Source organism: Mesorhizobium sp. M5C.F.Ca.IN.020.29.1.1 (genome assembly GCF_003997375.1).
In the GTDB taxonomy this organism is placed as follows: Bacteria; Pseudomonadota; Alphaproteobacteria; order Rhizobiales; family Rhizobiaceae; genus Mesorhizobium; species Mesorhizobium wenxiniae.
In genome coordinates, this window is record NZ_RZSW01000184.1 from 1 (window position 1) to 10,794 (window position 10,794).

Annotated in this window: 9 protein-coding genes; 4 read left to right on the forward strand and 5 right to left on the reverse strand. The window is 59.9% G+C overall.

Going from position 1 to position 10,794, the window contains the following annotated elements; translation table 11 throughout:
* Positions 1–1,696 (forward strand): M23 family metallopeptidase (locus tag EOA85_RS16370; protein WP_164759696.1); only part of this gene is annotated, 1,696 nt, incomplete at its 5' end.
* Between the two features lie 107 nt (positions 1,697–1,803).
* Here the strand turns inward: EOA85_RS16370 and EOA85_RS16375 are convergent.
* The gene (locus tag EOA85_RS16375; protein WP_127210366.1) at positions 1,804–2,334 is read right to left on the reverse strand and encodes an OmpA family protein; all 531 of its coding nucleotides are present in this window, start codon (positions 2,332–2,334) and stop codon (positions 1,804–1,806) included.
* 192 nt (positions 2,335–2,526) lie between these two features.
* Between EOA85_RS16375 and EOA85_RS16380 the strand changes: the two genes are divergently transcribed.
* Positions 2,527–3,105, forward strand: a complete 579-nt coding sequence (locus EOA85_RS16380) for a hypothetical protein (RefSeq protein WP_127210368.1) — start codon at positions 2,527–2,529, stop codon at positions 3,103–3,105.
* 747 nt (positions 3,106–3,852) lie between these two features.
* Here the strand turns inward: EOA85_RS16380 and EOA85_RS16390 are convergent.
* Together EOA85_RS16390 and EOA85_RS16405 are read right to left on the reverse strand one after the other, a co-directional pair.
* Entirely contained in the window at positions 3,853–6,372 is a 2,520-nt protein-coding gene (locus EOA85_RS16390; protein WP_245485813.1) for a caspase family protein, read from the reverse strand.
* Positions 6,373–7,825: 1,453 nt separating this feature from the next.
* Complete coding sequence (locus EOA85_RS16405; RefSeq protein ID WP_127210376.1) at positions 7,826–8,044, reverse strand: hypothetical protein; 219 nt, start codon at positions 8,042–8,044, stop codon at positions 7,826–7,828.
* A 183-nt stretch (positions 8,045–8,227) separates the two neighbouring features.
* Here EOA85_RS16405 and EOA85_RS16410 point away from each other — a divergent pair, with 183 nt between their 5' ends.
* A complete protein-coding gene (locus tag EOA85_RS16410; RefSeq protein ID WP_127210378.1) occupies positions 8,228–8,467 on the forward strand; it encodes a hypothetical protein in 240 nt (79 codons plus the stop codon).
* Positions 8,468–8,564: 97 nt separating this feature from the next.
* Here the strand turns inward: EOA85_RS16410 and EOA85_RS37495 are convergent, their stop codons facing one another.
* On the reverse strand, positions 8,565–8,930 hold the full coding sequence (locus EOA85_RS37495) for a hypothetical protein (protein ID WP_164759697.1): 366 nt from the start codon (positions 8,928–8,930) through the stop codon (positions 8,565–8,567).
* A 261-nt stretch (positions 8,931–9,191) separates the two neighbouring features.
* On the reverse strand, positions 9,192–9,464 hold the full coding sequence (locus EOA85_RS16420; protein ID WP_127210380.1) for a hypothetical protein: 273 nt from the start codon (positions 9,462–9,464) through the stop codon (positions 9,192–9,194).
* Between the two features lie 291 nt (positions 9,465–9,755).
* Here EOA85_RS16420 and EOA85_RS16425 point away from each other — a divergent pair.
* The coding region (locus EOA85_RS16425; protein WP_127210382.1) for an SDR family NAD(P)-dependent oxidoreductase at positions 9,756–10,794 on the forward strand (1,039 nt) is incomplete at its 3' end.

The following is a 10,794-nucleotide window of genomic DNA, read 5'->3' on the forward strand; positions in this document are numbered from 1 at the left end:
CAACACAAGCGTCGCAAACGTCACCAGCGAGTATCAACGATACAAGGCTACCGAGGACACATTCGTAAAGATTCTCAACGACCGCAGCTTGGACAGCGTTGCCCTGGATGCGCATTTCTCCGCCGAGGATGCCAAACTGGCAGGCGAAGCCGTGAAGACGCTTTTCAATCGGGAAAGCCTTGAGCCAGGTTATGTCGTCGCCATGCGCGGTTTCAGGCCGACGCGCGAGACGACAACCATGTCCCTCATGCAGGTTTCGATCTACGCCAAGAATGTATTTGTCGGTACGCTGACGCGCAATGCCGCTGGTGTGTTTGTGTCTGGTGTGGATCCCTGGGTCCGCGAAGATCTGTTCAACTACTCGGGCGCACAGGCACAAGGCACGCACAAAAGGCAATACCGGCTGCTCGATGCAATCTACTCAACAGCAGCACGCAACAAAGTCCCGACCGGCGTGATCGGAGAAGCGATCATGTATCTCTCGCGAGGACAGGATCTGGATGCGTTTGCCAGCGAAGAGCAACGTCTGGTCCTGATCTATTCGCAAAGGCCGCGTGGCAAGGAAGAGACGGCCGGGCGCGTGTTATATGTGGGTGTCCAGGGTGCCGAAAAAAGCCTCGACTGTTTCGTGTTCCAGCAGACCGACGGCCAGTTTGCATGCGTTAGCGGCGACGATCAGGTTCGCTCGCTGACGGTCACAAACGGCATGGTCACCCCGGTCAACGGGGTCATGACGTCCACCTTCGGCCCACGCAAGCACCCGATCCTCGGGACTGTTCGCATCCACAAGGGCGTGGATTGGGCGGCGCCTCTGGGTACGCCGATTGCAGCCGCCTTCGACGGCGAAGTCGTTTTTCAAGGCGATGGAGGGGGTTACGGCAACCTGGTGAAGATTTCGCACGGAAACGGGCGCGAGACGCGCTATGCGCATATGCAGAAATTCGCGGTCAAAGGCGGTGTCGGCGCGAAGGTGAAGGCAGGCGATATCATTGGTTACATTGGCACTACCGGCCTTTCGACTGGGCCGCACCTGCATTTCGAACTCTATCGCAATGGCGAGGCGATCGATCCCCTGGGTACGGTTACCGCCATCGCAACGGATGATTCCGCTGTCGAAACGCTGACCGACCGTATCGTTCAAGTCGAAAGTGGCGGCAGCGCCCGCGCCAAGAACCCACTTTCTTCGGCGACCGGCGCCGGTCAGTTCATAACGAAGACCTGGATCAGGATGATGAACACCTACCGCCCCGAACTTGCGCGGACACTGTCAACCGCCGACCTGCTCGCTTTACGTTACGACGCCACCATCTCGCGCGAGATGGTCAGCAATCTGGCGCGCGAAGGCGAAGCCTATCTTCGGGCGCGCGGCCACCAGATCACAGCCGGCCGGCTTTATCTCTGTCATTTCCTGGGAATGGAAGGCGCCCATCAAGTGTTGTCATCGCCGGGTTCGGCGCAATTGAGCGCCGTGCTCGGGTCGGCCGTCATTCAAGCCAACCCGTTTCTCACCGGCAAGTCCGCCAGCTATGTCGTGAGCTGGGCCGAAAGGAAAATGGGCAGGAAGCTGAGTCCGACGACGACTGAGGTGGCTCAACAGACAACGACAACAACGCAAGTCCGGCAGACATCGCCGGAGTTCGAAAAATACAAGCAGGCGATCACGGCCCTCATAAGCCCGATGCAGAATACCCTTTGAACCGACGCATAACCCGGAAATCGGAATCGGTTTTGCTGCGCTAACCTCCGGTTCGCGCGTGGAAAACGGCGCGCGGCTCTGGTCTCAGCCTAGCGCACCCGCTCCAGCTACTCAGTCCTTATCCGCATTTCCACCCGGCGGTTTACCGGATCGAATGGGTTGGGGTCGCGCGGATTCGTCTCGCCCAGGCCCGTCGCTTTGATGCGGGCAGGATCGATGCCGTTAGAGGTCAGGAAGGTTGTTACCGATCTGGCTCTTCGTTCCGACAGTCCCTCGTTGTAATCAGCGGAGCCGGTCGCATCTGTATGCCCCTCAACAACGAAGTTCAGAGTGCTCAGTCGGCTGTCCTTCAGTGCCTTGGCGAACTCGTCCAGTTCAGCGCGCGCAGTCGCATCGAGTTCCGCAGAATCCAGGCCGAAGTTGATCAGCATGTCGAGGCTGGTTTTTTCGGCCGGCGCTGCTTTGTTCTTGCTGCTGCATTCGTCTTCGGTGCCGACGCAAATTCCACGCGACGGGCCGAACTCGCTCGCTGCGTCAAAAAACTTCACGATGTCTTCTGATTTCTGAAGCGGATCAGCGAAAGCATGGGTCGAAAAAAGCGCGACCGTAAACACGAAGGCTAAACTGCCCAACTGCATGACGGTTACTCCTGTCTTGAGCATCCGATTTCATCGACTGCGGACAATACCAAATTCCGAAGCGAATGTCTGTCAATAAACGTCAGGCATACGAGGAGTGGACGGCAGTTGCATCTTGCTGAGGACTGGAGACTTGACCGCACCCTGTCCAGGCTTCAGTGTCGATTGTTCCCCAGTAAAAGCGTGGCGGCCATGGCCAATGAGCTTCGATTCAAAACGGCACGGGATCTTTTCATGGCCTGCCCCGCTGTTTCCAGGGACATGGTGGCACTCCCGACCGAACAGCCTTCAATCGAATTTTGCCGCGCCCTCCTTGCCGGGCGGGTGCCCGAGGAGGCGATTACGTTCTGTGCCTATCTGCTTCCCGAGCGGGCTGCGGTGTGGTGGGCCCATGAGTGCCTGAGCCACCTTACCGTTCTGCTCGACCGCAGGGATCAGGAATTGCTCGCGCTTGTTCGTGACTGGGTCAGCGAACCGGATAGCGCTCACCATCGCGCCGAAGTGAGCCAGGCTGCGGCAATACCACCAACAACGCCGGCCGCCTGGATTGCCCTGGCTGCAGGACGGCATGGCAATGGTTCGGCGATGGAGCCGCCAGCGGTATCGGCCTTGCAGCCATTGCCTGCCGCCCACGCTGTGAGCGCGGGGGTTCTGGCCGGGCTGGCACGCGTTGCACTGGAGGACCGCTTTTCGGTTCTTTCCGCGTTTGTCGAAATGGGCATTCAGATGGCGGAGATCGAGGCGCTGCGCCAATCAGCGGATGCAAATTAGAGTGCAGTCTGGATCCTGATTGCTTGCCTTACTTGCAGCCGTCTTGGACCCATTTGGCAGCGCCACCCTGAAACGTGTCCCCAGCGGATGTTGCAGCCGCAGCACCGAGACATCGTCGGTGGCGAAACTTCCTGTCCGCACAACCGAGCCCAGTTCCATGGCAGCCATCGTAGTGACTGTCCCATATTGCCTCGTCGACCCCTTCCACCGGACTGAAGCGTGGCTTGCCTTTGAGGTCTTTCCGTCGATTGCGGGATCGCCGAAGTCTATAGAGTAGGTCGGAAAAAAATAGGGTCGTCCGAAGCCAGGCAGTGGATCAACGGTATCCGTCATCCCTAGATCTTCGCGGTGCGGTCGAGAACGACATGGTGCGGCATCCTCCGATCCGCCCCGTGATGTTGCGCGAGCTTTCGTGAAAGCGAAACGGAAGTTGGCTTATCCCCAGCCGCCGCCGCCTCCGCCTCCGCCTCGCCAAGGAGCAGGAGCGATCACAGGAGGTGCGGCAACAGGCTCTACCTCAACCGGCTTGATCACTTTTTTCGTCACCACCCGTTTGGGAGCGGCCTTGACAACCTTCTGCTCTACAGGTGTCCTGCGAACGACCTTCGGCGGTGACGTCTCCACCAGCGGCGTTGGTTCGGGTGGCATCAAGGACGTGCAGCCTGTGAGCCCCACCAGGATGCCGGACAGGGCTGTTCCGACGATTGCGTGTTTCAATGTCCTGCGCACCGTTTACCTCCTGATTGATTAAAACACGTCCCGACGCGGGTTGGCTTCTTCCCAGACCCGCCTGGCCGCGCCGACCAGTTGGTCGTCCAGCGAACCGGACGCAGGAATCTTCGATTTGAGTTCCCGGCGCAGCTGCTTCAACGCCGTCGTTTTCACCTTGGTGCCGAAATTTGCGAGGTTCGTCCGGGCCTCTGGCAGTTGGTTGCGAAAATCCAGCGCGGCCGCAAATGCAAGAAAGCGGACCGCGGTGGCCTGGTCGGCCTTTTCGCCCTTTTCCATTTCGAGAACCGCGCGATCGAATGCACCATACTCATCGCCCCGCATGGTCGCCATCTCGAACAGTCTTTGCGCTTCCGCCGGGTTGCGCTCCACGCCCACGCCGTCGCGGTACATGCGCGCCAGGTTGCTTGGAGCGTAGGGCTGGCCGAGTTCGGTGGCTTTCTGAAACAGGGCCAGCGCCGTTTTGGGATCTTTATCGACGCCCGCGCCGGACAGATAGTTCCGGCCAAGCAGGTTCATCGAATACATGTCCTGCCGCTCGACGCCAGCCTCCAGGAAGGCAACGGCACGGGCCTGATCTGCGGTCACGCCGTTGCGGCCTTCGGTGAAGATCGCGCCGAGATCGTTCATAGCATATGTGTGACCCATCGCCGCCGCCTTGAGCAGCAGGTCCAGCCCCTTGGCTGTATCGCGCTCGACGCCGGAGCCATGGAACAAGGCTCGGCCCCACGACGTCATCCCATAGGGATCGCCCTTGTCGGCCGCAGCCGCGTAGAAGGTGTTGGCCTGTTTGCGGTCGACAGCCACGCCTGTTCCGGTCGCGTAGAGGTAGCCGAGTTCGAACACTGCGCGCACGTGTCCCCTATCGGCAGCCTGCTGGATGGCTTTCCTGGCCTGCTCCACCTTGCCGGCCGCAAGCAGCGCGCGCCCCAGTTCGTAGCGGAAGCGCGCGACATCGGGATATGCCTTCACCGCAGCCTCGCAGAGCTTCACCGCGTCGGCGCCGATTTCATTTGGCAGCAGGCCAGGGACGACGCCTTGAAGGTCGAGAGGTTCGCCGGCAGCCGAGTCGCACGGATCCACGCTTGGCGACAGTTTCATTTTGGCGGGTTTGGATACTGCGCTGTCCGCCCGAATTTCGAAGGCGATCTCGACCGGTGCGCTGGCGCCGATCTGGGGTTCATAGCGCAGCCCCTCGACTTCACCGACCGTCAAGCTCGATTCGGGCGACAGGGCTCGATCCGGCAGGGAGAGCGTTCCCGTTGCCGGATAGCTGGCAACCTTCAGGCTGACCGCCGAATCGTCTGTCGGGAGGTCCAAATTCAGAGCAACCGCGCCGATGCCGACCGGAACGTCGATCTCCCGATTCTCGATCGCCTCGGCCGCACCGGTCACATGAATGCCGCGCTGCAGCACCTGCTGCTTCTGCTCGGCTTCGAGTGAGGCCATCACCTGTTCGCCCTGGGCTCCTTCGCCGCTCTTAACCCGGAACACCAGCATGCCCTTGGCTTCGCCGCCCCAATTGTCGCGTGCAGCGTAGGCCAGCATATCCATCTCTTCCGGCTCGCCAACTCCCTTGGGGACATCCATCTGCAAATGCGGCAGATCCTTGCCCTGGATCAGATCTCCCGCTTCGACAACCTTGCCATTCAGCATCAGGCGTCCCAAGGCGGGCGGTCTTTCGATGCTGACGGTGATTGATCCGCCGTCGACCTCCACCGGTTCCGGGAGGTTGAGATCGACAGGCCCGACTCCCGACAACACGACTTTCTCCAACACGGGCGGTAGAGAGGGGCGGCTGCTGCGACGCATCAGAACGACTTCGTCGATGAGCGAAGAGTTCTCCCAGGGAACCTGCAGGCCCTTGGTAGCCTCAACTACATCCCGGCGCACGGTCGCCAATACCGTGCGAATCTCCTGGTTCGGAGCCAAGGCTCGACGAGAAAATGCGAATGAAAATGGGCTGAGGTCGCCGGCGCCGTCATAGGCAACCGCGCCGGGTTCGGTGGCGAAAGCGATCAGTGTGTTCAGCGAGCTTCTTACTTGCGCAAGGCCGGTGCCGCTGGCGGTAATAAGCTGGTCCCTGAGCCAATAGTCCTTGCGAGGGAATGGATTGTTGCGGCAGGCATCAAGGATGATCACCTGGATCTTCGATTTCGAACGCATCTGCTGCAGCACGTCGTTCAGCTTGATTGCCTGGACCTCGACGTCCGCCGCATCTTTCAACGAGGCATCGACAGGGATCAGGAAATTTTCGCCGCCGATCTGAAAGCCGTGACCGGAATAGTAGACGACAGCCACATCCGCCCCGTCCACGGCGGTAAGATAGTTGCGGAACTGGCCTTCAAACTGCAGCTTTGTAAGATTGCTCGCGACAAAAACATCAAAACCAGCCGATCGAAACGTGTTGGACACGTCCACCACATCTTTGGCCGGATTCTTGAGGGCCGAGATTTCTTGGTAATCGGAGTTGCCGATTACAAAGGCGACCCTTCGTTCGACTGCAGAAGCCTCGAAAGTCGTGACGCTTGCGAGCATGAATGCCGCAACGAATGCGCAACGTCGGAGCATGGCAAATCCCTTAACCGCTGTTACCTGGCGACCACAAGGACACAGCTTGCAGTGCCAGGTCCGTTAGAGAGCATGCTATCTGCCGAGACGGAAAAGAGAGAAAAAGCCGTCGCGACAGCGGTATATTCCTCACTTTGATCGAACCCTAAATTACATCAGAGGCCGGGTGTCCGCAATGATCGTCAAACGGTTTCTCAACCTGGCTATTTGGACCCGTGGTCGATTTGGTCCCCTCTCGGACTACGCGCGGCGGGCATTCTGATCGTGGCAAGTTGCAGCTGGTGTGGTCGGCGATGCCCCCGATAAAACACAGCTCGCGCGGGCGCACCTCAGTTTCGCCCAGCGACGAACGTCAACTGCCGCCTGCCAGGCCCGACGGCCGCCCTGCACTCTTGCCTTCCGTCCACGCACCACGCGTCGAGAGCGCCCGAGTTTTCCACTACTAATATCGGGCTACCCCTGATTTTCTCTAGCCACCGTTTCCGAGACTCAATTAGCGTCTTCTTATGGAACATCGGCACGCCATTCGAAGAATCAACGATGGGCTTTGGGAGGTCTACGACATAGACGACGGTGGGGTTGTCTTCGCAGACGGGGTGGCTCTGACAAATTTGCGGGATGACGAGGCACTCGACGCCCTGGAGTTGCTAAAGGGCGGATTCCTGGTTCCGAGCAGCGCTCCCAAGCCAGCTGACAGTTCCTTGGCGGATACGCTGAGGTCGACTATCCGCAAGATGAAGCACTGACGGCGGATAGCTGACGCACAAAAGCGCGCCGCTTGGCGGGCTCCCGGCAGGTTTCGGAATTGCGCTTTTTGGAAAACCGGTGAACTACATCAGCCGATGCGTTCGCTCGTCGAGATCTGCCACCCTATTTTCAGCGACGTCGCAGCCGCGATGCAGAAGGTATCGATCAATTTGCCCGCTCAAGGCTAAACGCGCCGCGGCGTCTCAAAACGAAAAGCTCTCCTTCGTTTGGTTGATGCCGGAACAATGCTCCGTCAGTAAGTTCGTACTGTATATTAGCAGGTGCTGTTATGAGGTTTTTGGCCGTTCAGGAACCGACCAACACATGGGCCGTGTTCGACACCACCGTGGATGTGCCTGCGGACTTCGCTGGCGCTTGCCTTATCGGCTTGACGCGGGAGCGGGCGGAGTGGCTCGCAGCGAGAGCCAATCAAGATGGATCGGTGAGAAGTAATTGGATCGGCCGGTTATCATCCCTGGAGCCTGAGCGCGGCGTGGTTCCATACGCAAATGTCGGAAATGGCTTATACCCGCAGGGACGATTCCAGTGACGGACGAAGAGGCCGCTGCGTTGGCAGCCAGAAACCAGCAGCCTACGTAAGTCCGACATCACCAGCAAAACCGATCCAGCGATCGGTTCTCCCCGGTTTGTATTCCTGCCCGAAGGACCACGGCTATTGCTGATCCGGCATCTCGGTATTCTCTTTGGGGTCCTTCTTGATCCCCGCGGCAGGCGAGGTGTCGGCCGGGGCGTTTCCACCTTGGTTTTGTTCAGCGGCCCTTTCAAATGGCGAGGTGCGCCAGCCCATATCGGCATACAAAAAGCCAATGAGAAAGCCGACGATAATGATCGCGGCTATCACCAGCGAAAGTATAGCGTTACGTCTCTCCATGTGCGGCTCCTTCCTGCGAGCCGAACAGCCAGTAGCGAAAATGGTTCCCATCTACCATGGATGCGCAGGAGACCCCTGAAGCTGCAGGTGATGGGAACTTCGCGCCGTGCCGGTGGTTGAAACGTAGGCGCTGCAAGCGGTGAACGCCATCCGTTCTTTCCGTCGCAGCAGGAAGGAGACACCATGGCCAACAAGAATACCACATCGAAGCCGGCAATTCGGCAGGCGAATGCCGACGGCTTACGACGTCCAAGGCGGGACGCCAACGATACTGATGCGGGAGCGACACCGCCGACGCCAAAGACCGCTGGGACCTCGAAGCCATCGACTGCTCCGCTGGACAATCCGGTGGCGAACCGCAATGCCGGCCGGCCGCGCCAGTCAGGCACCACGCCACGGCCGACGGAAAAGCCGCTGGACTGAAAGGCGATGGCCGGGCTCGTACGGGACGGCGGCTGCTGTGCGGCGCTGTTCGCTTCAAGGTGATCGGCGCACCGCTACGGGTCGGAATCTGCCATTGTCAGGATATTTCGGCAATATGGGCGCGGTCGTCCTCGGCCCTGCGGCGAAAGTCGAACATGCGTCCATGCATACCGAGGCGGCTGAGGCCGCGATCCTCGACGTCAATCTCAATGGGCGGCGGGTGTTTCCGATCGCAGACGAGCTGATGCGCCGCGGCGTGCCCTTCGTCTTTTTCAGCGGTGACGAGGACATCGTCATTCCCGAACGTCTGCGGCACGCCAGCAACCTTCGAAAATCGTCTGACAGCTACGCCGTCTTCGATGCCTTGTTTCCTCTGGAAGATCGGCCTTGGCGGGAAGCCCTCTGCTTCTGGGGACGTGGAGGCTTCCGCCCGCCGGGTCGAGCGAACGCTGGAGCGCGCCATCGGCGAGATCGACAGGCGGCGGGCCGGCGTGTCGACCGAAGACTGGCTGAACGGCATCATGCGAAATGTCGCTAGATCGAGCGGGGCGAGCCTGTTGCACTGAGGCTGCGATTCTTTTCCAAATCTGGAATGTTTGGAAAAACCGGCTGGTTTTCCAATAGTCCGAAAAACGCGCAAAAACAGCGAGCTAGAGGGAAGTTCTCTGTCAGAATGCGAGGCGCACCTTAAGAGCTACCCGACACCGCTGACATAGCAGCCTCCTCAGCCTTTCCGGTTGCGGTCGACGAACTTGTTGAATCGGCTGGTTTTCCCGCCGCCGGTTTCGTCCTGGTAGAGGAAGGCCAGGTTGTTTTCGTCGAAGATCCGAAAGAACTCATCCCATTCGATGGCTTCGAACTCCTCCTCGGGCTCGCCAAAATCGATCCGCAGGATGCCGCCTTCGCCCTTGGTCCGTATAGCGGCAGGCCGCCCGCCTCGATCTTCGGCCCACTGGCGGATCTCGTCATGATCGGTAGTCGTCTTCGACTCAGACATCGGAATCTCCTTTCGATCCCAGATTTTGGCAGGCGCGTGATCCTCACGATCCGGTCTGCTTGCTGTGCGGCGGAACCGGACCGCTAGACGCATACCCGCTTTCCCGACCACGCGCCGGATGTGCGCCCTAACGCCAAAGAAGCTGCAATGTTCCAGCCCATAGCCAGCACTGGTCGCGCGCCGCCACGTCGGTTTGCGAGCCTCCCCAAAAACCATCTTTGTTGAAGCAGAGGGAACAAACCTTTTGCCAAACAGTTCGGGGCGCCAAGGCCATCTGCGCAAGGAGTTGTCGTGAAACGCATACTGGTTACAGGAGGGTGCGGTTTCATCGGCCGCCACGTCGTCCAGGAACTCGTTGAACATGGTTATGCTGTCTGCATTCTCGATGCGCTGCTGGAACAGGTGCACGGTAGCGAGGCGACCAGCCTGCTGGCAGGGGCCGAACTGATCAAAGGCGACGTTCGCAACCGCGACGCCATCGCCGAGGCGCTCCAGGGCGTCGACGCCATTATCCATCTGGCGGCCGAGGTCGGCGTCGGCCAGTCCATGTATGAGATCGCCCGCTATGTCGGCGCGAACGACCTCGGCACCGCCACTTTGCTTGAAGCATTGATCAAGCGTCCAGTCGAGCGGATCGTCGTCGCTTCGTCGATGAGCGTCTACGGCGAGGGTCTCTATGCCACGCCAGGCGGCCGGCGCGTCGACAATGCACGGCGGCAGGCTAACGACATCAAGAGCGGCCAATGGAATCCGCTGTCGGCGGCGGATGAAAGTCTGTCGCCCCTGCCGACAGACGAGGAAAAGCCGGTCGACCTCGCCTCTATCTATGCGCTGACGAAATATGCCCAGGAGCGCGCCGTGCTGATCTTCGGGGATGCCTATGGCGTCGACGCGGTGGCGCTGCGCCTGTTCAACGTCTTCGGCGCCGGACAGGCGCTGTCAAACCCGTACACCGGCGTTTTGGCGAATTTCGCTTCACGCCTCGCCAACGACCAGCGGCCCATGATTTTCGAAGATGGCGAGCAGAAGCGCGACTTCGTCCATGTGCGCGACGTCGCCCGCGCCTTCCGCCTGGCGCTGGAACAACGCCAGGCGCGCGGCCACGTCATCAACATCGGCAGCGGACGGGCCTATGCGATCAGCGAGGTCGCCCGGTTGCTCGCCGACGCTATGGGTGTGCCGGAACATCGGCCTGAAATCCTTGGCAAGGCGCGCGCCGGCGATATCCGCAATTGCTTCGCCGATATTTCGAAGGCGCGCGAACTGCTCGGTTTCGAGCCGCAGCACCGGCTGGAGGATTCACTCGACGAGTTCGTCGCATGGGTTCGCA